Origin of the sequence: Lentibacillus sp. Marseille-P4043 (assembly GCF_900258515.1) — a bacterium.
GTDB lineage: Bacteria > Bacillota > Bacilli > Bacillales > Amphibacillaceae > Lentibacillus_C.
On record NZ_LT984884.1, the window covers coordinates 3,629,556 to 3,652,352 of the forward strand.

The following is a 22,797-nucleotide window of genomic DNA, read 5'->3' on the forward strand; positions in this document are numbered from 1 at the left end:
ACCGTAAATATATTAGATACTTACCTTATTAATACCCATTATATTGATCTAACAAAACAAAAACTGTGATATTTATCACGATTTACAGAATAAAAGCGCATTTTCCTTCATTTACAAGTCACATAGAAAGATATAGAATAGGTTTAAGCTTTTATAGGAGGCGTTAACAGAAATGTCTATCTATCCGATTATTTTATCGCAAACAAAATTTGCCCACCGTGATTCGTTACAGTATCCGTTTGAAGAACGTGGGTTACAATTTGGCGATGGTATATACGAGGTCATCCGTATTTACCATGGTGAATATTACTTGCTTGAGGAACATGTAAGTCGATTATTTCGCTCAGCAGAGGCTGTAAAAATACAGCTGCCATTCGAAAAGGAAGAGCTTAAAACACTATTAAACACATTATTGACAAAAAACGATGTTCAGACAGATGCAAAGGTATACCTTCAAGTTACCCGCGGATCTGCCCCAAGAGAGCATACTTTTCCGGTTGGGGTAGCGGCGAATGCATACGTATATGTAAAAGCCTTACCACGTAATCTGGAGTTTTTAGAAAATGGAGTTGGAGCGATTACACAGCGCGATGTTCGTTGGGAAAATTGCTATATTAAAAGTCTTAACTTGTTACCGAATGTGATGGCTAAACAAGAGGCAAAAGAACACGGCTGTTATGAGGCTATTCTTAATCGGGATGGATTTGTAACAGAATGCAGCTCTTCAAACGTCTATCTTGTTAAAAACGGAGAAATTTTCACCCATCCGGCAACACGAAATATTTTGCATGGCTGTGTACGTATTCGTGTGGAACAATTTGCCAACCGGCTTGGTATTCCATTCAATGAAGATGGGTTTTCTGTTACCGACATTGAAACAGCCGATGAGCTATTTTTATCGAGCAGTACGTCAGAAATTATGCCAATCGTCACCGTTGATGATAAGCCTGTCGCAGATGGTAAGCCAGGAAAAATCACCCAGCAGCTACAAGAAGCATATGTGATAGATGCTAATATCGAAACGAAAAAAGTGGAACAAACAAATTAACGAACGTGAAATTCCCTTATGGTTATAAGGGGATTTTTTTATTTTGGATGGGTCAGTATCAAATGATGTTCCATTTTACGATCTTTCCATTTGATTCGCCATTCGAAATAGATTAAACTAAATAAAAGTTCAGAATGTTATCACTCAAATTGGGAGGACTTGTTTCATGGCAAATTCAAAACGTGCTTTAACAGTAGAAGATCTAACAAAAATCGCAGTATACAGTGACCCACAAATTGCACCTAATGGGGAAACATACGCATTTGTCTCCACAACAGTCAATGACGAAAACGAGTATCAATCACAACTCTTCTCTCAAAAAATAACGGATAAACAACCACTGCAATGGACATTTAATGATGCTAAAAGTAGCCATCCGCGTTTTTCTCCTGATGGAAAAAAGCTAGTTTACCAGTCTACAAGAAGCGGTATCCCTCAGCTTTGGCTTGTTCCAACACACGGTGGTGAAGCACGTCAACTAACTTTTTTCAAATACGGTGCCGTTAATCCTGAATGGTCCAAAGATGGAAAGTCGATTATTTTCACTGCCGAATTGAATAAGGATGACAATGTACGAGATCAAGCCGAGCAATCCAAAGAAGAACGTAAAGAGGAGGAAGAAAAAAAGGCTAGCAAACCAATTGTGATTGACCGACTTGATCACAAATCCGATGCGAAGGGATTTCATGACAGTAAAAAAGCGCAATTGGTACTCTTTGATGTGGAAAAGGAAACCTTTACTCAGCTGACATCAAGCGACGCCGATCATGGCTTTGAAGATGTTTCTCCTGATGGAAGTCTTATACTATTTTCTGCTAATCTTGATGACGATGCAGATTATTCCTTAACGAATGACCTGTTCACATTAGACATAACGACCAAGGAAATAACAAAATTAACGGACGGAAACGGAGCATATGGCAATGCCAGCTTTTCGCCAAGCGGTAATAAAATTGCTTGTTTCGGTCATGAATATGAATACAGTGGTGCAACATTGAACGAGCTATATGTGATAGATGTTGCAACGAAAGATAGAACATGTTTAAGTTCATCTCTTGACATGCAACTTGGGGATGCGATGATCGGTGATACGAGAATGGGGCAATCTCAAGAAGGGCCTGTATGGTCAGAAAATGAGGAAAAACTATTTTTTATTGGAACAGATCATGGCGCAACAGGGCTCTACCAAGCTGATTTAAACAGCAACATTGAAGTGCTTTATAAAGATAACAATCATGTTTTCGGGTTTTCCTATGACAATAAGACAGGTAAATTTATTTTAGGTATCAGCACACCAACAAATCCGTGCAATTTTTATCAATTGAAAGATGCGAAAATGACACGATTAACAAATGCTAATGCTGAACTTTTAGAAGAAGTAGTATTGGCTGAACCAGAAACGATCACAGTTACTGCTGAAGATGGTTGGGAAATTCAAGGGTGGCTTCTACATCCATATGGATTTAAGGAAGATAAAAAATATCCATTTGTACTAGAAATTCACGGGGGCCCACATGCCATGTATGGGCAAACCTTTTTCCATGAATTGCAATTACTTGCAGCAAAAGGATATATTGTCCTGTATACCAATCCAAGGGGTAGTCATGGCTATGGACAGGAATTTGTTAACGCGTGCCGGTCAGATTACGGCGGGAAAGATTATACTGATTTAATGGCAGCGGTTGATTACGCTCTGGAAAACTATACCTTTATTGATACGGATCGTCTCGGCGTAACCGGTGGCAGTTATGGTGGCTTCATGACGAACTGGATCGTTAGTCATACGAATCGCTTCAAAGCAGCAGTTACCCAGCGTTCGATCAGTAACTGGCTTAGTTTTTATGGGGTCAGTGATATTGGGTACTTCTTTACAAAATGGGAACTCGGCCAAAATTTAATGGACGATCCAGCCAAACTATGGGATTTCTCTCCATTAAAGTATGTGGAGAATGTAGAAACCCCATTACTGATTGTGCACGGTGAACAAGATCTTCGTTGCCCGATCGAACAAGGTGAGCAGTTATATGTAACGTTAAAACATCTGAAAAAAGAAGTAGAATTTGTCCGCTTCCCAGGTTCAAATCATGAACTGAGCAGAAGCGGTAAGCCGGAAATGCGAATGGCACGCTTGCAACATATTTGCAGGTGGTTTGAGGAATATTTATAGGCTGGGGAAAAGTTGATGCTCTCTATTAGAGTATCAACTTTTTTTATAGTGCTCGGGTTGATGTTCTTGCGCTCGGGTTGATGTTTTCGCTTTCCGGTCGATGTTTCCGATTTCGGGCTGATGTTCTCGCTTTCGGGTTGATGTTTCCGTTCTCGGGCTGATGTTCTCGCTTTCGGGCTGATGTTCTCGCGTTCGGGTTGATGTTTTCGCTTTCGGGCTGATGTTCTCGCATTCCGGTCGATGTTTCCGATTTCGGGCTGATGTTCTCACACTCGGGTCGATGTTTCCGATTTCGGGTTGATGTTCCCGCTCTCTGGTTGATGTTTTCGCTTTCCGGTCGATGTTCTCGCGTTCGGGTTGATGTTTTCGCTTTCGGGCTGATGTTCTCGCATTCCGGTCGATGTTCCCGCTCTCGGGCTGATGTTCTCGCGTTCCGGTCGATGTTTCCGATTTCGGGCTGATGTTTCCGTGCTCGGGCTGATGTTTCCGATTTCGGGCTGATGTTTCCGTTCTCGGGTTGATGTTTCCGATTTCGGGCTGATGTTTCCGATTTCGGGTCGATGTTCTCGCGTTCGGGCTGATGTTCTCGCGTTCGGGCTGATGTTCTCGCGTTCGGGCTGATGTTCTCGCGTTCGGGTTGATGTTTTCGCATTCCGGTCGATGTTTCCGATTTCGGGCTGATGTTCTCACACTCGGGTTGATGTTTCCGATTTCAGGCTGATGTTTCCGTGCTCGGGTCGATGTTCCCGCTCTAGGGTCGATGTTCTCGCATTCCGGTCGATGTTCCCGCTCTCGGGCTGATGTTCTCGCGCCCTGTTCAATGTTCCTGCGCATTCCGGCCGATGTTTCCGCACACGCACCGATATTCCCACTCCCCCAGTCAACACAAAAAAATAAGCAGTCCAATGACTGCTTATTCCTTCACATATCGCTCCAAAAACGAGCTGAGTTTTTCTTTATATCGATCTTGATCTACAACGAATGATTCCCCATGTCCGGCTCCATCAACGGTCATGATTTCGGCTTCACTTTTGGTATTTTCATAGAGTTCTTTTGACATTCTAGTTGGTACGAATGTATCCGCATTTCCATGGACATACAAGATTGGTACTTCCGCTTTCTTCACCTGATCCAAGGCGGATGCTTCCGATAATGAATAACCGGCCCTCATGTCAGTAACGAGACTCACTGTCGGTAAAATCGGGAATGATGGGAGATGATACATGCGCTTCATTTGATAGGCAAACATATCCTTCACACTTGTATATGCACTATCGGAGACGATCGCCTTCACATTGGCAGGTAATTTTTCGCCGCTTGTCATCAGTACAGTAGCCGCGCCCATTGACACGCCATGAAGTACAATTTCCGTATCCGGACCAAGTTTATCAACCATCAAATTAATCCAATCCACATAATCTAAGCGGTCATGCCAGCCAAACCCAATATAGTCACCCTCACTTTGACCGTGACCGCGAGCATCAGGCATCAACAGATTGTAGCCAAGTTTTTCATAATAATATTGACCGTATAAACCCATGTCTTTCCCACTTCCAAGATAACCATGCGCTAAAATAACGGTCTTATTTGTAGGCTCTTTTGCTGGTAAAAAATAACCATTAAGCGCCAGTCCGTCATAAGAAGTCATTTCCACCTCTTCAAATTGCTGGTTACTGACCCAATTGCGCCAATCACCTTTCATGAAAACGTCCATCGCCTCAGCGGAAACTTCAAGGTCAGTATTGTCCTGTAAAAAGTCCTTTTGATTGCGATCAATTGCCAGGTTATAAAAAAAGAAGCCGGCAACTGCATCTATAATAAATAGAATGATAATAATTCCTATACTAATTTTTGGCCATTTTTTTCCCTTCACATTCGCACTCCTTTCTAAAAAGCTATAATTCTATTATACAGGAGAATCAAGGCAACAATGAAAAATAAGCGCTGGTACTTCTTTACAAAATTGTGTTTCATAACAAAAAGCAGGCAATTTACTGCCCGCTTTTTGTATGTAACTATCTATTTAGTCCATCATCAATTGGTCATAGCCACCAGATGCTACTCCAGGAAATCAGGTTAAACCAAGTGCTTCTTTCACTTCCTGGATTTGCAATATATGTCTCTTCTCATGCCATCCAATAAACGGAATCCATTGTTTTAAACTCATTTGTCCGAATACTGGATGTGGAAAGGCTTTACGTTCGAGCTTATCCACATCAGCTTTTTCCACCAATTGAATTAGTCCTTGATGGGATGCCTCCAGTTTTAATTTCATTTCATCAAGTGTTGCGTAATCTGCAGACGGGTCGGCAAAATCAGGTGCCTCAACTTTTTTACTGCGATCAACGGTTGCTTCAATTGGTTTTTGGTCCGTATCGACATCCTCCCCATTTTCCAATTGATCCGCAATCGTTTTCACAATTGCACCTTCCATTAAAAACAAATGCTCAAGCACTTGTTTAATTGACCAGCTTTTTTCATCCGGTTTCTTATTCAAATTCTCATCCGAAATCCCATTTACTTCCGTCAATATCGTTTCGCGAGCTTGATCATTTGGTTGCAAAAAAATCTCTCCTTTTTTATCACTTATCAAATTCTTTCGTCCACAGTCTACAATATTCATATTATGGAATTTACTTCCTATCCTTACTATACAGCATTCATTTTATTAATGAAATAATCCCGATTCCTTTGATTTTTTCATTAGTGTCTTTCCCTTTCGATTAATTGGTCCTTTTAAGAAAGTGCCTAGTAATAATGCAATGACACCAAATATTGCTAAGAAGAAAATATCTCGATAAGCTCGCTCCCAGACAATCCCGCCAACAGCTTCGCGCATTAGATCAATCGCATATGTGAATGGCAAGTATGGATTAATTGCTTGGAAGAACTCAGGTAATAGAACAACTGGATATGTTCCACCTGAGCCAGCTATTTGCAATACAAGCAACACAATCGCCATTGCCTTACCAACATCACCAAACACAGAAACGAATGTATAGACGATTAACATGAATACAACTCCAATAAATAAGCCGAACAACACAAACCAAATTGGTGCCCGAATATAAACATCGATTAGGAAAATATCACCTAAAGTAACAATTAACGTTTGCACGATTCCAATGCAAATAAAGGTTAAAAATCGGCCAACGTAAATTTGCCGCGGTGTATACGTCTCATCATTCCTAACACTGACTGCTAATAGCGAAATCAATAACAACGCACCAACCCAAATCGCTAATACCGTATAAAATGGTGTCATTCCAGATCCATAATTCGGAATTGGGAAGAGTTTATTTTCGTTGAGTTGGACCGGTTCAGCAAAAAATCCTCGCTCTGCTTGTGGATCGTTTTGCAATAACTGGATGATCTCATTTATATCAGTTTCACCTTGAATATCACGAATATGGGTTGCTAGTTGGTTAACTTTTTCATTCACGTAAGGAAATTCACCAAGCACATCGTTGAGCACTTCTTTACCTTCGCCTAAATTATTTTCCGTTCGATTCAATATCCCTTCGACTTCAGGTATTGTCGACTGAATCTTAGTTAAAATTCCTTTCGCATCTGATAACGTATCTTTAGCCTTATCTACTTCTTGTAAAACAGTTGGCTCAATTGTGTCATGGTACTCCTTCACAAAAGCATCGATGTTTTTAGCTGTTGTTGCTGTTATATTCTGTAAATCAGCAATAACACTGTCTACTTCCTGCTTTTTATTCTCAATAAAAGAATTTATTTTATCAATATTACTTTGTGCTTCCAGCAAACCTGACTTTAAGATTTCCAATCGTTGTAGCGCTTCATCTAGTTGATCATTTGGCTGTTGCTGCTCGTTTAGATCTTGTAAATTCCCGCCAGTTTGTTCCTCATCATCACTTTGCTTATTTCGTTGATTTTGCCTATTGTCATTCTGTGCCTTCAATTGCTGCAATGCCTTTTCAACTGTACTAATTCGCTGAAGCGCTTCATTCACTTTTCCATTTAATTGATCACTGATTTCTTTGCCACCGTTAAAATCAATCGTGGTTGATTGGGCTTTGCTAATGAAATTGTTCGCCTCAGTAGCTATATTTCGCACCTTTGCTAAATCCTTTTTAATCTTTGGCGCCATGTTATTCAATCGATCTTCGGCTTTTTTTAGAAATGCAGTTGTATCATCAATGGTTTGCAAGCCACTATTTGTCACTTGTTTGGCATCCGGAATTAACCCTTGTGCCTTATCTATCATCTCTTGCGCATTTGTAGCATCCGTCATTGATTCCTTTAATGTTTGATGAATTTCTGGCAGTTTTTCTTCTATTTTAAAAACGTAATTTTCAAATCGTTTAATATCCGGGAGATCACTTTCCAATTCAATCCCAATTTCATTAAACAAATCAAAAATAACCCCATTAACTGTGGAAATAAACTTACTGCTAATTTGCTCAACAATGACACTAGCACCTTTTTCCGTGATCTTAGGAGCAATTGCGTTTGTTTTTTCATTTACATAATAATCAACAGTAGCTCTTTCGGGGTTATCGCTAATAACACTACTTAGTTTTTCGGAAAAATTCTTCGGGATAACAATGACAGCGAAATACTCCCCATACTCTAATTTTTCCATTGCCTGATTGTGGCTGACAAACTGCCAATCCATATCATTGTTCTTCTTTAACGTTTCGACCAAATCATCCCCAACATGAATTTCCTGATCACGAAGATTTGCACCCACATCTTCATTCACGACGCCAATCGGAATTTGATCTGTCTGGCTATAAGGATCCCATGAGGCTTTAATATTAAACCACGCATACAGTGACGGCAGGATAATCAAACCACCGATTAGGATAGCAGCGACCCAATTTGTTCCGATATTCTTTACGTCTGTTTTGAAAATATTGAAGATGTTTTTCATACATACCGTCCTTGTAAATATACTCATCTATGTTTCATCTTAGTTAAATCCTTCCCTAATCCTTGTTTTTCATAACTTTAGATGCCAACATCGCTATTCACAAAAAAATAGGTTAACCACAAATGCTGTGATTAACCCATTGATATTTATATATGCCGCTTCTCCATCAGATGAATGCCAATTCCTGTCATTATTACACCCATCAAGAGTAAGATGCTGATGGGATAAAGCAACTCACTCATTGAATAACCGTAAACAGCCACACCATTTAAAACTTCCATCCCATATGTGATCGGAACAAACTTTGCCAAGGTTAGCATAAATTCGGATTGAACAATTTCTAATGGCCAGTAAGCACCACCAATCATTGCCATACTAACAGCAATGATCGGAATGGCCGCATTAAACTGCTGTACTGTTTTAACGAATCCTGTAATCAAAATAGCTAACGCTACAATGGCAAATACGTACGGTATTAACAGGAGTAAAGCCTCGGCAAAATTCCCATTGAAGTCTACCCCAATCCAATAACGGAAGACAGAGAATGTAATAACTACTTGTAAATAACCAGTAATAAAGCTGTACAGGAAGTTAGCAACATACATTTCCCACTTTTTCACAGGGGATAAAATAACCCGATCCCATATTCCATCAGTCTTTTCTTCTAATATATGAAAAACATTATAGGCGATGGTGTAAATAACGAAAAACAACGTAAATCCAAACAATGGCTGAAGTGTATTGTCGTTAATATTTGCATCTGACCCACGAAATGATGTAGTTTCTATTGTGAAAACCGGATCCTTGATGACTGATTGTATATCTCTTACATCTGTTGACTCCGATAATTGCTGATACTGTATTTTTTTCGTGTAAGCAGATTCTACAGTTTGCCTTACTAGTTCAACCGTGGGAGATTCAACACCAACCAGGACACGAAAATCATTTTTCAGCAGTTCAACTCCTACCTCTGCCTTTCCGCTTGAGATCATTTCAGCGGTATCATCTTCTGACATCCATTTAAATGATAGCGCATCCGAATCAGTCAAAATATCACCAACAATAGATTCGCGAATATGGTCGTCAACACTATATACAGGAATTGTAATTGAATCCGAATTACTATAACCTATAATAGAAGCAAATCCAATTGTCATAATTGTCATAATAATAAATGTCCAAGGTTCTCGAATAAAACGTTTTATTTTTGCTAGCATGATCCCGATCATACCGTTTGCCCCCTTTTCGGAAAACTAAGTACCGCAATTACAATGAAGGCAATAGCAAAAAAGACCAGAAATAAAAGATAATGAAGTATCACAGCAACCTCATCCCCATGCAAAATACTTAAATATGCCGTCATACTTGCACCGTTTGGCGTGAGGTTACCAAGAAATTGAATGGTTTTTGATAAATCACCGATTGGAAAAAAACTGCCCCCTAAAAAGGCAAAAACCGCAACAAGAATATTCGAGAAAAAATTTGTAATAACCTCTGACTTCATGCGAAAACTTATCGCCGTAAGTAGAACTGATAATCCACCAACCGCAAACGCGAGACTTAATGTTATAAGGATAAAACCTGCAACATTGGACCAAACAACATCGTAAAATAACCAACAAAATCCGAAAATGATTACTAAATGGACGAAACTAAAAATAACGCCAGAAATAAATATCCCTATAAAATATGTCCACCTAGAGACCCCGGCAAGAATAATTCGGTTAAACACATGCTTTTTTCTTTCTAAAAAGGCAAATGAGCCAATTGTTGAAGCGAGATAGAGCACATTCATTACTGCCATTCCAACTGCATAGTATTCTTTTGATGAAATTGCTTCTTTCTGATGTAAAGTCGCCGTCTCACCTTTGATTATTTTTGCGTCTACTTGCAATGTTTCCGGATTTACGCCGTTTTTCCCAGCAAAAGTAAGTAACGTTAATTGCTCTTGATATTGCTGGATAATATTTTTAACAGCATTTGAACCAATCGTATTCCCTTCATTTTGATAAACTTCCAGTGTACTGTTAACATCCTCTCCCCCAAAAATAGAATGTAACGTATCATAGGTAAAATTATCGGGTACCTCGATTACCGCTGCATAGGAATCGTCATGGAGGATCTCCTCCTTTTCTGACGATTTAGCTGTTTTTATTTGGATGACATCACGTAGTTCCTCACTTTCAAAAACGTCTTTTAGTGATTGAACCGGATTAACCTGTTCAGCACGTTGCCTAATTTGACTGATTTGTTCTTCAGGCAACGAACTTTGCTCTATTTCATAAAGAAATTGTTTGACTTGCTTATGACTGTCTCCTTGCTCAATTAAGGCGATTTTTGCATCAATGGATACGGACTCCCCATTCATAAAACTACTCAGTGAAGCACCTAAAATAGCAATTAAAATAATCGGAAGTCCAATTAAGAGGAGAAGTTGCTGCGGATTTCGAAGCAGAATTAACCCCTGTTTCTTTATAATTGACCAAATCATTTCCCCCCTCACCCCTAATCCCTTAGCGCTCTGCCTGTCAGATGCAGAAAAACATCTTCCAGTGTAGCCGTTTTACTATCAACAGAATTTAATTCAATCCCCGTACTTTCTGCAACCTTTAAAACTGTACGGAAAATGTTAACTTCCTTAGGCACTATCACTTTAACCATCTTCTCTTCTGCCATAACCCTACGAATGGTTGGTTCCTGCTTTAAAGTGTTAAGAAATTCATCATTTAATTGACCTGTTTTAATGACAATCGTTTTTTCAGAGGAAAGTATTCGTTTAATTTCTTCCTTCGTCCCAGAAGCAATTAAATTCCCCCTATCCATGATGTATATACGATCACAGAGAAACTCAACTTCTTCCATGTAATGACTTGTGTACAAAACCGTCATTTGTTTTTCCTTATTTAGCCGCTTAACTGTTTCTAAAATATAATTTCTCGATTGCGGATCAATCCCTACGGTTGGTTCATCCATGATAATTAACTCCGGATCATGTAATAATGCTACACCAATATTCAAACGTCGTTTCATCCCGCCAGAAAATTTTTTGACAACTTCTTTTCGTTTCTCCGTTAATCCAATCTGTTTTAACACTTCATCTATTTTCTGTTTCCGTTCATCACCTTTTAACCGATAAATTCTACCAAAGAACTGCAAATTCTCTTCAGCTGTTAGATCGTTATATAATGCGATCTCCTGGGGAACAATCCCAATGACTTCTCTTAGTGGGACCGGATTTTTAACAACACTCTTGTTATTCAGTCGTACATCACCGGTTGTTGGTTCGATAAGTGATGACAGCATGGAAATTGCTGTTGATTTTCCTGCCCCATTTGGCCCAAGCAGACCAACAATTTCCCCTCTTTCAATAAACATATTTAAATTCTTTACAGCATAAAATTGTTTGAACCTTTTAGACATATTTACTAATTCAAGCATTTGTCTCTCCTCCTATATCGCTAGTTTACGATGTTTTATTTTGGTGCACTACTAACGGAAGTCATCAGATTTTAATTACGATAGTGACTTAAGTCATTTTTGATAGGATTTGTATATTGACTTCAGTCTTGGGATTGTCACTACTTCTAAAATGGTAAAAAACTTTCCACCTAGGCAGAAAGTTTTTATGGTTCATTAATATCATGTTTCACAGCATAAATTGCTAGTTGTGTACGATCGCGCATACCGGTTTTTTGTAAAATCTGCGTTAAATGATTCTTTACCGTTCCAATCGACAAATATAACCTTTCAGCAATTTCCTTATTCGTCATTCCTTCCCCTATTAGTTTGGTGATTGATAATTCACGTGGTGAAAGGTTAAAATCATTTTCAGTAGACATAGTCCGGTGCAGTAAGCGGGGCATTACTTTTGCCGCCACCTCATCATGAATTGTCAATCCACCTTTTATACAACTATGTACAGCGTCAATTAATTTCCCAGATTCAGATGTTTTTAACAGAAATCCATTTGCACCTTCCTTTAACGCATGTACGGCATATTCATCATCATTAAACGTTGTTAAAATCAATATTTTCACTTCCGGCCACTGAGCTTTTATTCGCCTTGTTGCTTCGATACCGTTCATGACAGGCATCCTTACATCCATCATGACAAAATCTATCATGTGTTTTTCTAAAATAGCTAGTGCTTCTTGTCCATTTTCTGCTTCGTGTGTCACCATAATCTCATCATCTTGCTCCAAAATAACTTTTAAACCTTGTCGAACGATTGCTTGATCTTCAACTAATAATACCCGTAGCACACTACCCTCTCCTTACTCGATTGGAATCCGTCCATTCACAACAAATTGAGTTTCAGTTTGGTATATGTCCAGTTTTCCGCCAACATTTCCAATTCTTTTCTGCATATTTGTGAGTCCAAACCCAAAAGTAAAAGCTCGAGCTGTAAAAACTGGATTCTTCACTTCAAAAGAAATTGCTCCGTCTGCAGATCTTCCTAAAACAATATGTACTTCACGCGATTGTGCATGGCGCATCGCATTTGTCAACGCCTCTTGGATCGCACGGTATAAAGCAACACTTTTCTCATTAGAGAGTGATGCCGACAACACTCCTTGCTTCATGGTAAATTGCACCAGAATATGACTTTCCGCTTCTAATTTACGAATTAAATGCACAACAGTTGCAATTCCCTCATTTTCTTCTGTTTGCAGTGTTTTTACTGCCTGCCGGGTTTCCTCTAAACTCTCCTGTGCCATTTGTTTTAATTCAATATAATTTGCATCATCATTTTGAATGGCCAATATTTCCAGTTTCATGATTAATGCTGTCAGACGATGCCCAACTGAATCATGAATATCACGTGCTATTTTCGTCCGTTCTTCTAAACGCGCATCGTTTTCCGCAACTAAATTCATCCGCTTTAGTTGTCGATACTCCCCTAAAAGTTGCTCGTAAATTTCCTTTTGCTCATTTCTTATTTGTGCCATACGGTTTAACGACCAGACTAAAAAATAAAAGAAACCAATAATGCCTACCATTTCAACAAATTCATCCATATGTACAGCATTCATAATTAAGGATAATCCTAGATTAATAACCAAATAGATAATAAATTGCTTTTCTCTTAGACCGAATGAAGAAATGATCGCTAAAAATAGAAGCAGCAAAAAACTATATGTATTTTCGTTTACTATGAGAAAATCATGAAGAATAATAACGCCAGATAAACTCAAATATAAAACAAATTGCCCTTTCTTCATCGATAAGAAAAAGTAAATTCCTGCTGCAACGGTAAATAACAAAATACTGATAGGAACTTTTTCACTTTCCTGATAAATCATCAAACCCCACAGCAAACAAAAAATCACAAAACGCAACAAAAAATCTCTCACGCCTGATTACACCTTCCTTCAGCCACAGATCAAGTAGCCAGACCTTAATATGAAAGCAATTTATAGTTAACTTTCAACAGCCCTACGGATCGTTATTTTCCAATTAGCGCCTGTTTCGATATGATACGCTTTGGCAAATGAACCCTGGTTAATAGCGACGCCCAGCTTGTCTAACGAATTTACGTAAAGTAATGGTTCACCAAGGCGGCTATCAGCAAATGAACGACCAAACGTCATCCTATTTTTGTAAACTTGCTTCAGATGATTTGCAATGGTAACTTCTAATGAATCCCCATATTCGATCCCTGCCTGTTGGAAAAGCTCACGGGAAATGTTCGTCCAAATGTTTCCAAACCGCACATCGAGAATATCAATAGTACCGGTAATTACTCCTTGATTGACACTTGGTTCGGTAATCGTCAATTCAATGATATCCTCCACATCAATAACCGGGCCCACTTCAGCAAAAGAAATCACATTCGCGGCGAGTCGTGCCCCTGTATATGCGTAAACATCGCGCCCATGAAATGTATACGACTCACCAGACCTTGGTAATCGGTTCACTTTTTCATCAATAACCCTAGCCTCTACAATTCCTATGTTTTTCTTAATATGTGTTAATGTTCCATTATCAGGTGTCACAACATATTGATTGTCAGCCGTTTTCACGACGATACTTAACCGATCTGACCCGACGCCAGGATCGACAACCGATACAAATACAGTTTCCTCAGGCCAATAAGAGATCGTTTGATACAGACGATAGGATCCTTCCCATATGTTAAATTGCGGAATATCGTGGGTTAAATCAAAAATTCGAAGTGCCGGGTCAACTGAAATCGCTACGCCATACATAGCAGAGACCGCACCATCACTTGTACCAAAGTCTGTTTGAAAAACTATATTTTTATTCATGTTGTTTTCCTCCTTTTGTTCATTAAAAAACGCCCTCATCAACTAAATGATAAGGACGTGGTTTATCATAACGTGGTACCACCTTATTTCATTGCATGCTCACACATACAATCTCTATAAGTACAAAAGACGAAAAACTTTTATACTTTGGCATCGATAACGAGTACCAAATCCCGTCGGAACTTACTAATATCCAAGAAATGATATGTTCAGCACGAAACTCAGAGGCCATTGTTCAGATTCGAATTTTCACTTCTTCTCAGCTACCGAAGCTCTCTGGACAAAATAACAAATCCTACTTTCCCTCATCAACGTTTTTAGAAAAGATTATATTGCTTAAATTTAAAATTAGTATACGGAAAAACGTTTTAAAAATCAAGTGAATTTTTTAAAAATTAACTTGATAATTGTTCCAAATTAATAGATACGATCAAACCTATATTCAGGCAGGAAACGATTGTGGATGGACAAACTGCAGTATGGAAATAAACTGATGAATGAGCACAAAGACGGGCTTTAAAACAAATATATGGATTTCTATGAATATTGTACCATTTTCTAATAATTACAACCTTTTCCAGTTATTTTATTGTATAATGGTGAGGACAGGTAATGCAGGGCGGGCTTCACTGAAGCTGCATAGGGAAGCTTCTTTAATCGGCGGCTTTTATCCCCTAGGAAAGGGGCTGAAGCAATTGATTCCAATTGAAAAAGCAATAGAGTTGATGTTTATGTTCTCAACTCTTGTAGTGTTAATTGTCAACAGCCGAGAAAAAAAGTAATCACCCTGTCGATGGCGTTAACTGGGAAAATTACTTTTTTTAGATCCCTATAACAAAGTCGCTGCACTCTGCAGATAACTGTCTGAGTCGCAAGTTGCCGCTTGCGACTCACCTTTTTATTCTATTCTGATCTTTCTAAAAAAACAACTAAAAAATAAAACCGATCAAATTTGAGCAATTATATCTATATTTTAATTTCTCATTCTGTTAATCTAATGATTTCTATCTATGCTTATTATACTACAAATCACGTACGAAAACATCGATAAATCAAAATTCTTAAACTATCCATTATAAATAGGCTAAAATGCTTCTCCATTCTTCTACTTTACCAGCAAACGATTTCGTATAACGCCCTGGAATAGGACTTGTTGACGGTAATTTGATCACATCAATGGCAGCAAAATTTACACCTTTAAAATATTTCAAGAACGTCTGGAATGATTTTGTTCCATTGCAGGCGATCAGTCGAATAGTTGGCTGCTCCTTCAACAAGCCAATAATATCATTCGGTTCTTCACCCGTAATCTTTGAATCCAAACTTCCTTCACGAAAACACGTACCGATCGTATCCCATAAAGCTATCTGATGTTGTTTGATAAACGCTATTTTTTCATCGTAAGTTTCACATGGCTCTTGATTGAATAACGCATATAAAATGCCCCAAAAATGATTGTGTGGATTTCCGTAATATGCTTGTTTTTCCAATGACATTCTACTTGGCATCGACCCCAAAATAAGCACTTTTGCATTCTCCGCTACTATAGGCGGAAGCGATCTCAACTTTTCCTGCATCTCATCACCTCATCTAAAGGACAGCATACTACACAAGATTAGAAAAATGAAATACGGGAAAATATATGATATGTTTTCTTCTAATTAAGTTATACCCTTTTTTTCGACATTAAACGCAGAAGGAAGGTTTTTTAATGAGAGCGATTGTAATCGACCAATATGGATCAGCAAATAATTTAATCGAGCGGGATGTACCGATGCCAGATATGAAGCCGAATCAAGTGCGAATCGAATTATATGCCACCTCAATCAACCCAATCGACTGGAAATTGCGCGAGGGATATTTAAAAGAAAGGGAACCATTTGCGTTTCCGATCATTTTAGGTTGGGATGCTGCTGGAATTATCCAGGAAATCGGCTCTGATGTTACCAATTTCCATGTCGGTGATCGAGTATTCGCAAGACCTGCTACAACACCCAATGGAACATATGCGGAATACACAGCAGTCGATGAGAATTTATTAGCAAAAATCCCGGAAAATATCAGTTTTGAAGAAGCAGCAGTCGTTCCACTGGCTGGATTAACCGCCTGGCAATGTCTTGTCGACTTTTCTAAAATAAAAGCGGGCGACAAGGTACTCATTCATGCAGGTTCAGGCGGTGTTGGCAGTTTTGCGATTCAAATTGCCAAACATTTCGGAGCATATGTAGCGTCAACAGCAAGCGGAAAAAACGAAGCATTTCTAAACGAACTCGGTGTGGATAAATTTATTAATTACAAGGAAGAAAATTTTGAAGAGATTCTCAAAGATTACGATATTGTTGTCGACACCATGGGAGGAGCCATTCAAGAAAAGAGCTTTGCCGTCTTAAAAAAAGGCGGGAAATTAGTGTCGATTGCTCAACCACCAGATGATAATTTGGCTGCATCGAAAGGGATAACAGCAGGCTTTCTCTGGTTAGAGCCAGATGGCAAGCAACTCGCCGAACTCGGTCAACTTTTAGAAACAGGAATAGTTAAAGCAAATATTGGACACACCTTCCCATTTAACCAGGATGGATTGCGGCTTGCCCATGAACTTAGCGAGTCACATCACGCAAAAGGAAAAATTGTGATTAAAATAAAGTAATACTAGCCGAAAAAAGAGAAAATAGATATATCAAATTACGAGCTTAGAGGCAATCTAAGCTCGTTTTTAATCAGCGTATAAATAGGAAAGCTAAAACGAATACTACATGACATAGTAATATTGGTTCGGGAGGATTATACGATGAGCGAAGAACAACTGTATGACAAAATCTACGAACAAAAGGACCAACTTCAAAAACTAATAAGTGAATATTGGCATGCATTTTCAGGCGTTGATACATGGTACTTTTGGTTCAATATTGCAAGTGTCATAATTCCGCTTTTAATTTTATATTTCGTGATCGATAGGAAACGATTATTCGAAATTTGTTTCTTCGGTTATACCATTCACGTATTATGGATAAATATAGGTAGTAGTTTATCATCGGCTAACTATTTTGTTTATCCACATAGCCTTACTTACATTATTCCTACTGGTGTTAACATAGCAGCTGTTTTATTGCCTATAACGTTCATGCTATTGTATCAATATTGCATGAACTACAAAAAAAATTTTTATGTAGTTGCGATTATTGGAGCACTTGTGTTTGCATATGGTTTTGGTTCGTTCAGTTTGGCGGTTGATCTCTTAAAAGTAAATAAGGGGATGAATTTAACTTATCTGTTCTTTATTGATGTTGCAGTTTCGTTTATTGCATATTGGTTTACAAAACTTTTTCTTTGGTTTAGAAATAAAAAAGCAAAAGCGTAATGCCGTTAACCAGATCTTTTGTGGTTTATAGATAAACATTTGGATCAGAGAGGAAAATAGTAATTAAAATCCGTTGCTAATCTTTCCTCTTTTGATCGTTACTCACCAATACGATCTGCTGCATCATACAAATCAATACGTTCCTCCATATCCTTCTCTTTGTCCTGATCCCACCATTCAACCATGACATATACATTATTAATGTCATCCAGTGTGATCGGATCCCCATCTTCATTTAAGTAAGCACCACTATCGATCGCTCCAGTATCCTGCTTTCCCGCGATATTCATCCCATCACCCGTATAAGCCGATGAGCTAAACTGACTAATTACTTTATCCTCATTATTCATGATAGCATGGGCTTCGATTGAAAAAGAATCAGTCTTATATTCGTCGGTCCCCTTCATGAATAATTTTCCGTTCCCAGCTTTAAACGAATCTGACGTTATTTCAATTTGGTAATTCTCGATTCGCCAGTTGTCACTATCACCAGTCATAGACATGTAATACTCTTTTTCCGGACTACATCCCACTAATAAGCAAAAGACACCAACGATCAATAAAAATTTCCGCAAGCTTCCACCCTTTCTTCATTCAGTTCCGAACCCAATTATAGCAGATATTAATGACCCCCAAAAACATGAAAAGGATTTCTGCCACAGCAAAAACCCCTCCATTACACACTATTCCATTACTCATTATCGTCCCTATCTACCAGCTACACTACCTAAATTCCGCAGTACAAAGTACAAAAGATTCCAATAACCGTAAGCGCCCCTCCAATCGTAGCAATTGGGAAAAATACTGACCCTGCGCCTAAAATTGCCAAAGCAATACTAATCATCATAACCGGCAGACCAATATTATGCAGCCAAAAATGGCCCTTTGCTGCAGTTGTTTCGGCAAGTTGAGGAAAAATTACATAAAAAGTCTCAGCAATACCAAGTGACATCCAACCAAGTAAAACATGTACGATTGTCATGGAAAACACATGCATAGCGGACATATATAACCAAAAAGAAATCCCAATCATAAAATACACAACCGAAATTTTTATTAAGGCTGTTTTCATAAACTTTGTTGCTTTTAACTTCGTATATGAAGGATTATGTGCAATAACTAGAAATCAAGTACGGAGCTTTGACAACCGCTACGGGAAAAACACTACGCTTTCCGCGGGCACGGCTTCAGCCTCCGAAGCGGAAAACCGCCGCTTCGAAGTCTTCAGACACGTGCTGTTCCCGCAGGAGTCTCCGTGTTTTCCCTTCGCTAGTAGGTGCTATTACTTGATACACATGCTATATCTACACAAAAATCAGGGAACTACTACTAGCGGAGTATTCTGCCTCCGCTGGTAGTAGTGTTTTAATTATCAAAAGAGGAAAGCCATGGAATTTGCATTACACGATTTTTTACCCCTTGAACAGAAAGCTATTCTAAGCTGCGGAAAAATGCGAGACTCCAATGGGAAAAGGAACAGTCTGAAGACCCCGCAACGAGTGTTCTTTGCGAGTGAGGAGGCTGAAGCGTTCCCCATGGAAAGCGAGTATTTTTCCGCAGCGCCGGTTTAGCACTCGTCTTATAAAGAATGGAAGAAAGTCACATAAAAGTTATTGCGCATTATATAGCTTATGTGTCATAAACAACNGAGTGAGGAGGCTGAAGCGTTCCCCATGGAAAGCGAGTATTTTTCCGCAGCGCCGGTTTAGCACTCGTCTTATAAAGAATGGAAGAAAGTCACATAAAAGTTATTGCGCATTATATAGCTTATGTGTCATAAACAACTATCCTTTAGAAAACAGCCTTTATTAATTTGACACCCATGTTCCACCCCCCTTTCAAATTTAATAATTGAATATAAATATATGATTGTCATCGTAATTTTTATGTAAAATTTAAACTATTTTAATTCCCTTTCTGATATGATTATTGATAAACATACTTACAAGGATTTGGAGGGAGACAATGAAAGCAACAGGAATTGGTATCTTGGCGGCCTTATTTTTTTCCGTAACATTTATCCTAAATCGATCAATGGAATTGGAGGGCGGAAGCTGGGCATGGAGTGCATCACTTCGCTTTCTATTTATGTTGCCAATGCTGTTCATCATCGTTGGATATCAAAAAAATATAAAACCTGTTATCGCGCACATAAAAAAGCAGCCTGTCGCATGGACCATTTGGAGCACGGTTGGGTTTGGACTGTTTTATGCACCACTTACATTTGCAACCATTTATGGCCCAGGTTGGCTTGTTGCGGCAACATTTCAAATCACAATCATCGCCGGGTCTTTGCTTGTACCATTTTTAAGTAAAAAGAAAAAACAGCGCATTCCAATTCAGAGTGTCTTCATTTCACTGGTTATACTAGCAGGAGTCTTTATTATGCAGATGGAACACGCATCTTCTGTCTCGATAACAAGCGTTATACTGTGTGTCATCCCTTTAATCGTTTCTGCGTTTAGTTATCCACTTGGCAATCGGAAAATGATGCAGGTCGTAAACGGTGATTTAAATACATTTCAACGGATTTTTGGTATGACAATTGCAAGCATGCCATTTTGGATTGTGTTATCGATCTATGGGTTGGCTACCCAAGGACTACCGAGCTCAAGCCAAATTTTACAAACGTTTATTGTGGCAGTGTCTTCTGGAATCATCGCTACGGTACTATTTTTCTATGCAACGGAACTGGTCAACCATGATAATCAAAAACTAGCTGCTGTTGAAGCGACACAATCTGGTGAAGTTGTTTTTGCCTTATTTGGAGAGTTACTCATCTTGAATGCACCACTGCCAAGCCCAATCTCATTTACCGGGATGGCACTAGTGGTTGTAGGAATGATTTTACATAGTGTTGTATCTGCAATAGGACAACGAAAAAAGGAACTTAGTCACGTGAAAGTATCAGGAAATAATTAAAATAGGCCTCTAGATGGAAACGAAAGGACTAACGTAATGTTCGTCTTTTCGTTTCTAGGAGGTTATTAATCCAGCCATTCCAAAAATTCCAACCGATTCCCAAATGGATCATAAAGGTAGAACCGATTCGCTTTTGGAAGGTTTTCATCCTCCGTAAATGTCACATTACACATACGCAAATACGTTTTCAACGCCTCAATATCCTCAACCTGAAATGCTGGATGTGCTTTCTCAGCAGGTCGAAAATCTTTTTCAACGCCAATGTGTAAGTGGATGGAACCTAGTTGGAACCAAACTCCTCCACGTTTTTGTAATGACTTCGGTTTGGCTACTTCCTGAAAGCCCAACAATCCTTGGAAAAACGTTCTCGCATGGTCTTCCCCGCCAATTGGTGCTGCAAGCTGTACATGGTCAATTTTATCAATTTGAAACGACATATAACTTCCTCCTCTTCTATGTTTTATCTTATCGTTATGAAGAAGGAATGTATAATACTCTTTTACGATCAACTATGTAAAGTTTTACTTATACGACTTTTCCTATAGTTCGGTAAATATATTGGCGGTATGTGTTAACTAAATATAAAAAATATAGTATAATTGAACTATACATGTAATATGCTCAATTGATGTTACAGGTTAAAGTTGATTTTTAGGAGGTGAAATTAATGAAGGCAAGTCTGGAAAATGAAATTGGATTATTTAAAGAGGTTAAAGTTGGTTTTAGTTGGACTACATTCTTTTTTGGTTTTTTCCCTGCATTATTTAGAGGAGATTTAAAATGGGCTGCCATTATGTTCGTTGCTGCAGTAGCCGTCGCAATTATAACAGCAGGTATGGGTACATGGATTATTTCCATCATTTTTTCATTCATTTATAACAAAATCTACATAAAAGAACTTATTGAAAAAGGCTATCGACCTGCAAGTGAAGAGTCAAAAAGAAAACTAGAGAGTATTGGAATCACATTGAAAACAGCTTAATTGAAAAGGAGATCACGCCTAGTAATGGCTTGATCTCTTCTTTTTTGAGAAGTTTTTCCTTTCATGTTTAAAAGATTATGTTCATGGATGTTTTGTATGTAAAAAGACCAGTTCCTAATAAGAAACTGGTCTGTCATAGTTGTAGTTAACAGCCACAAGTGCCGTAATTGTTATATAAAAAGTTTTAAACCACCACTTCACAAAGTGGGTGTTTGCAGAAACCTTCCTGTCTTCCGCTCAGGGCGGCCCGACATTAGAGCTCCGATCTAAAACTCCCTATTATCACATTAGAGGTTAAAACTTATTATGATTACGAACATCGTAGCTTGTATTTATATAGTACATCTTCATGCAGGATATTTCAATGGTATTTTTACCCATTTTATTAAAAAACACGTTTGGGTCATTGATGTATTAAAGTACTAACAATTCATAGACCTCATTCAGTTCCTTTACCCTGCTATCATTTTGGACATTTTTTGCGTAATTTATTTCCCTTTCCAACATCGCATTTAAATAGGACATTTCATCATCATCCAAATCACGCACAAACTCTTCTTCGCTACTATAATTCCTTGATTCCACTTTTTCATAAATTTGTTGACATAGATCATTTTCAATATAGTTTGATAACGATTCACGTAAGTAATCTAATGTATGATCGATTTGAATCACCTTCTTAGCGAAAATTGCAGTATTAAATTTTTGTGTTTCGCTTTTTAGCCCGTTGTTCCAGTTGCGATTTTGGCCTTTGATTTGCTTCATCCTCCGTTAGACCCTGTGGATTAACACTAGAATCCGGTCTACGCTTCTTCCAATTATTTTCTTTTTCACTCATTGAAAACACCTCCTGTGATTAGTGTTGCAAATTTGTTAGGTTTATATTCTAAGGATATTTTCGTAATGTTTGTTGCTTTTTATTTCGCAGTTGATATAAAATGCGCAGTAACTTTTATGTGACTTCCTCTCATTCTTTACAAGATGAGTGGAAATCGCGGCTTGGGGGAAATACACGCTTTCCGTGGGGAACGCTTCAGCCTCCTCGCGAGCAAAAACCGCTCACTGCGGGGTCTTCAGACAGTTCCTTTCCCAGTCGAGTAAGCGGGAGCGACGCCCACTTGGCGGGCGTGCTCCTCAACTCCTCACAG

At 38.6% G+C, this 22,797-nt stretch carries 24 protein-coding genes, 1 other RNA gene and 1 other annotated feature; of the genes, 8 read left to right on the forward strand and 17 right to left on the reverse strand.

Features of this window, described 5'->3' with window-relative positions:
* The first annotated feature begins 172 nt into the window (after positions 1-172).
* Both dat and C8270_RS18040 read left to right on the forward strand, forming a co-directional pair.
* A complete protein-coding gene (gene dat / locus C8270_RS18035; RefSeq protein WP_106498173.1) occupies positions 173-1,048 on the forward strand; it encodes a D-amino-acid transaminase in 876 nt (291 codons plus the stop codon).
* 166 nt (positions 1,049-1,214) lie between these two features.
* Positions 1,215-3,215 carry a S9 family peptidase gene (locus tag C8270_RS18040; RefSeq protein ID WP_106498174.1) on the forward strand — a complete coding sequence of 667 codons (2,001 nt, stop codon included), beginning with the start codon at positions 1,215-1,217 and terminating at the stop codon, positions 3,213-3,215.
* Between the two features lie 33 nt (positions 3,216-3,248).
* On the opposite strand, the gene C8270_RS18045 is transcribed toward C8270_RS18040, so the two are convergent.
* The 10 genes from C8270_RS18045 to C8270_RS18090 form a co-directional block, all read right to left on the reverse strand.
* Positions 3,249-4,121: a hypothetical protein gene (locus C8270_RS18045; RefSeq protein WP_106498175.1), complete on the reverse strand. Its 873-nt coding sequence runs from the start codon at positions 4,119-4,121 to the stop codon at positions 3,249-3,251.
* A gap of 7 nt (positions 4,122-4,128) precedes the next feature.
* Complete coding sequence (locus C8270_RS18050) at positions 4,129-5,088, reverse strand: alpha/beta hydrolase (protein ID WP_106498176.1); 960 nt, start codon at positions 5,086-5,088, stop codon at positions 4,129-4,131.
* Positions 5,089-5,286: 198 nt separating this feature from the next.
* A complete protein-coding gene (locus C8270_RS18055; RefSeq protein ID WP_106498590.1) occupies positions 5,287-5,778 on the reverse strand; it encodes a DinB family protein in 492 nt (163 codons plus the stop codon).
* Between the two features lie 105 nt (positions 5,779-5,883).
* Positions 5,884-8,118 (reverse strand): YhgE/Pip domain-containing protein, encoded by a 2,235-nt coding sequence (locus C8270_RS18060; protein ID WP_199794698.1) that lies wholly within the window; start codon positions 8,116-8,118, stop codon positions 5,884-5,886.
* A 146-nt stretch (positions 8,119-8,264) separates the two neighbouring features.
* Positions 8,265-9,347: an ABC transporter permease gene (locus C8270_RS18065; protein ID WP_106498177.1), complete on the reverse strand. Its 1,083-nt coding sequence runs from the start codon at positions 9,345-9,347 to the stop codon at positions 8,265-8,267.
* Positions 9,344-10,609: an ABC transporter permease gene (locus tag C8270_RS18070; RefSeq protein ID WP_106498178.1), complete on the reverse strand. Its 1,266-nt coding sequence runs from the start codon at positions 10,607-10,609 to the stop codon at positions 9,344-9,346. The genes C8270_RS18065 and C8270_RS18070 overlap by 4 nt, the downstream gene beginning before the upstream one ends.
* Before the next feature lie 14 nt (positions 10,610-10,623).
* A complete protein-coding gene (locus C8270_RS18075; RefSeq protein ID WP_106498179.1) occupies positions 10,624-11,556 on the reverse strand; it encodes an ABC transporter ATP-binding protein in 933 nt (310 codons plus the stop codon).
* Positions 11,557-11,741: 185 nt separating this feature from the next.
* Complete coding sequence (locus C8270_RS18080) at positions 11,742-12,380, reverse strand: response regulator transcription factor (protein ID WP_106498180.1); 639 nt, start codon at positions 12,378-12,380, stop codon at positions 11,742-11,744.
* A 12-nt stretch (positions 12,381-12,392) separates the two neighbouring features.
* Positions 12,393-13,421 (reverse strand): sensor histidine kinase, encoded by a 1,029-nt coding sequence (locus tag C8270_RS18085; RefSeq protein ID WP_234028659.1) that lies wholly within the window; start codon positions 13,419-13,421, stop codon positions 12,393-12,395.
* 117 nt (positions 13,422-13,538) lie between these two features.
* A complete protein-coding gene (locus C8270_RS18090; RefSeq protein ID WP_106498182.1) occupies positions 13,539-14,387 on the reverse strand; it encodes an SAM hydrolase/SAM-dependent halogenase family protein in 849 nt (282 codons plus the stop codon).
* A 48-nt stretch (positions 14,388-14,435) separates the two neighbouring features.
* Positions 14,436-14,708 (reverse strand) — a binding site (T-box leader).
* Between the two features lie 218 nt (positions 14,709-14,926).
* Here C8270_RS18090 and C8270_RS18095 point away from each other — a divergent pair.
* Positions 14,927-15,169 carry a hypothetical protein gene (locus C8270_RS18095; protein ID WP_158701768.1) on the forward strand — a complete coding sequence of 81 codons (243 nt, stop codon included), beginning with the start codon at positions 14,927-14,929 and terminating at the stop codon, positions 15,167-15,169.
* A gap of 291 nt (positions 15,170-15,460) precedes the next feature.
* Here the strand turns inward: C8270_RS18095 and C8270_RS18100 are convergent, their stop codons facing one another.
* On the reverse strand, positions 15,461-15,964 hold the full coding sequence (locus C8270_RS18100; protein WP_106498184.1) for a DNA-deoxyinosine glycosylase: 504 nt from the start codon (positions 15,962-15,964) through the stop codon (positions 15,461-15,463).
* A gap of 134 nt (positions 15,965-16,098) precedes the next feature.
* Here C8270_RS18100 and C8270_RS18105 point away from each other — a divergent pair, with 134 nt between their 5' ends.
* Positions 16,099-17,034, forward strand: a complete 936-nt coding sequence (locus tag C8270_RS18105) for an NADP-dependent oxidoreductase (protein WP_106498185.1) — start codon at positions 16,099-16,101, stop codon at positions 17,032-17,034.
* Positions 17,035-17,175: 141 nt separating this feature from the next.
* On the forward strand, positions 17,176-17,745 hold the full coding sequence (locus C8270_RS18110) for a hypothetical protein (RefSeq protein ID WP_106498186.1): 570 nt from the start codon (positions 17,176-17,178) through the stop codon (positions 17,743-17,745).
* A 98-nt stretch (positions 17,746-17,843) separates the two neighbouring features.
* Here the strand turns inward: C8270_RS18110 and C8270_RS18115 are convergent, their stop codons facing one another.
* Both C8270_RS18115 and C8270_RS18120 read right to left on the reverse strand, forming a co-directional pair.
* Positions 17,844-18,320 (reverse strand): hypothetical protein, encoded by a 477-nt coding sequence (locus tag C8270_RS18115; RefSeq protein ID WP_158701769.1) that lies wholly within the window; start codon positions 18,318-18,320, stop codon positions 17,844-17,846.
* A 152-nt stretch (positions 18,321-18,472) separates the two neighbouring features.
* Positions 18,473-18,727, reverse strand: a complete 255-nt coding sequence (locus C8270_RS18120) for a hypothetical protein (protein ID WP_234028590.1) — start codon at positions 18,725-18,727, stop codon at positions 18,473-18,475.
* A gap of 406 nt (positions 18,728-19,133) precedes the next feature.
* On the opposite strand from C8270_RS18120, the gene C8270_RS18125 reads away from it, so the two are divergent.
* On the forward strand, positions 19,134-19,316 hold the full coding sequence (locus C8270_RS18125; protein WP_106498189.1) for a hypothetical protein: 183 nt from the start codon (positions 19,134-19,136) through the stop codon (positions 19,314-19,316).
* Between the two features lie 394 nt (positions 19,317-19,710).
* Positions 19,711-20,667 (forward strand): DMT family transporter, encoded by a 957-nt coding sequence (locus tag C8270_RS18130; protein WP_106498190.1) that lies wholly within the window; start codon positions 19,711-19,713, stop codon positions 20,665-20,667.
* Positions 20,668-20,732: 65 nt separating this feature from the next.
* On the opposite strand, the gene C8270_RS18135 is transcribed toward C8270_RS18130, so the two are convergent.
* Positions 20,733-21,104, reverse strand: a complete 372-nt coding sequence (locus C8270_RS18135; RefSeq protein WP_106498191.1) for a VOC family protein — start codon at positions 21,102-21,104, stop codon at positions 20,733-20,735.
* Positions 21,105-21,334: 230 nt separating this feature from the next.
* On the opposite strand from C8270_RS18135, the gene C8270_RS18140 reads away from it, so the two are divergent.
* A complete protein-coding gene (locus C8270_RS18140) occupies positions 21,335-21,649 on the forward strand; it encodes a hypothetical protein (protein WP_106498192.1) in 315 nt (104 codons plus the stop codon).
* Between the two features lie 145 nt (positions 21,650-21,794).
* On the opposite strand, the gene ssrS is transcribed toward C8270_RS18140, so the two are convergent.
* The 3 genes from ssrS to sspL form a co-directional block, all read right to left on the reverse strand.
* Positions 21,795-21,980, reverse strand: a non-coding RNA gene (ssrS, locus tag C8270_RS18145) — 6S RNA.
* An 83-nt stretch (positions 21,981-22,063) separates the two neighbouring features.
* Positions 22,064-22,315: a sporulation protein gene (locus C8270_RS18150; RefSeq protein WP_106498592.1), complete on the reverse strand. Its 252-nt coding sequence runs from the start codon at positions 22,313-22,315 to the stop codon at positions 22,064-22,066.
* A 31-nt stretch (positions 22,316-22,346) separates the two neighbouring features.
* Positions 22,347-22,487, reverse strand: coding sequence for a small, acid-soluble spore protein L (gene sspL / locus C8270_RS18155; protein ID WP_106498193.1), 141 nt, complete (start codon positions 22,485-22,487; stop codon positions 22,347-22,349).
* Positions 22,488-22,797: the final 310 nt, after the last annotated feature.

Excerpts from the sequence above, each read along its gene's own strand:
- dat (WP_106498173.1), top strand. The coding sequence starts at position 173 with ATGTCTATCTATCCGATTATTTTATCGCAAACAAAATTTGCCCACCGT.
- C8270_RS18040 (WP_106498174.1), top strand. The coding sequence starts at position 1,215 with ATGGCAAATTCAAAACGTGCTTTAACAGTAGAAGATCTAACAAAAATC.
- C8270_RS18060 (WP_199794698.1), bottom strand. The coding sequence starts at position 8,118 with ATGAAAAACATCTTCAATATTTTCAAAACAGACGTAAAGAATATCGGA.
- C8270_RS18065 (WP_106498177.1), bottom strand. The coding sequence starts at position 9,347 with ATGATCGGGATCATGCTAGCAAAAATAAAACGTTTTATTCGAGAACCT.
- C8270_RS18070 (WP_106498178.1), bottom strand. The coding sequence starts at position 10,609 with ATGATTTGGTCAATTATAAAGAAACAGGGGTTAATTCTGCTTCGAAAT.
- C8270_RS18075 (WP_106498179.1), bottom strand. The coding sequence starts at position 11,556 with ATGCTTGAATTAGTAAATATGTCTAAAAGGTTCAAACAATTTTATGCT.
- C8270_RS18085 (WP_234028659.1), bottom strand. The coding sequence starts at position 13,421 with ATGATTTATCAGGAAAGTGAAAAAGTTCCTATCAGTATTTTGTTATTT.
- C8270_RS18090 (WP_106498182.1), bottom strand. The coding sequence starts at position 14,387 with ATGAATAAAAATATAGTTTTTCAAACAGACTTTGGTACAAGTGATGGT.
- C8270_RS18095 (WP_158701768.1), top strand. The coding sequence starts at position 14,927 with ATGAATATTGTACCATTTTCTAATAATTACAACCTTTTCCAGTTATTT.
- C8270_RS18100 (WP_106498184.1), bottom strand. The coding sequence starts at position 15,964 with ATGCAGGAAAAGTTGAGATCGCTTCCGCCTATAGTAGCGGAGAATGCA.
- C8270_RS18105 (WP_106498185.1), top strand. The coding sequence starts at position 16,099 with ATGAGAGCGATTGTAATCGACCAATATGGATCAGCAAATAATTTAATC.
- C8270_RS18110 (WP_106498186.1), top strand. The coding sequence starts at position 17,176 with ATGAGCGAAGAACAACTGTATGACAAAATCTACGAACAAAAGGACCAA.
- C8270_RS18120 (WP_234028590.1), bottom strand. The coding sequence starts at position 18,727 with ATGACAATCGTACATGTTTTACTTGGTTGGATGTCACTTGGTATTGCT.
- C8270_RS18125 (WP_106498189.1), top strand. The coding sequence starts at position 19,134 with ATGGAATTTGCATTACACGATTTTTTACCCCTTGAACAGAAAGCTATT.
- C8270_RS18130 (WP_106498190.1), top strand. The coding sequence starts at position 19,711 with ATGAAAGCAACAGGAATTGGTATCTTGGCGGCCTTATTTTTTTCCGTA.
- C8270_RS18135 (WP_106498191.1), bottom strand. The coding sequence starts at position 21,104 with ATGTCGTTTCAAATTGATAAAATTGACCATGTACAGCTTGCAGCACCA.
- C8270_RS18140 (WP_106498192.1), top strand. The coding sequence starts at position 21,335 with ATGAAGGCAAGTCTGGAAAATGAAATTGGATTATTTAAAGAGGTTAAA.
- sspL (WP_106498193.1), bottom strand. The coding sequence starts at position 22,487 with ATGAGTGAAAAAGAAAATAATTGGAAGAAGCGTAGACCGGATTCTAGT.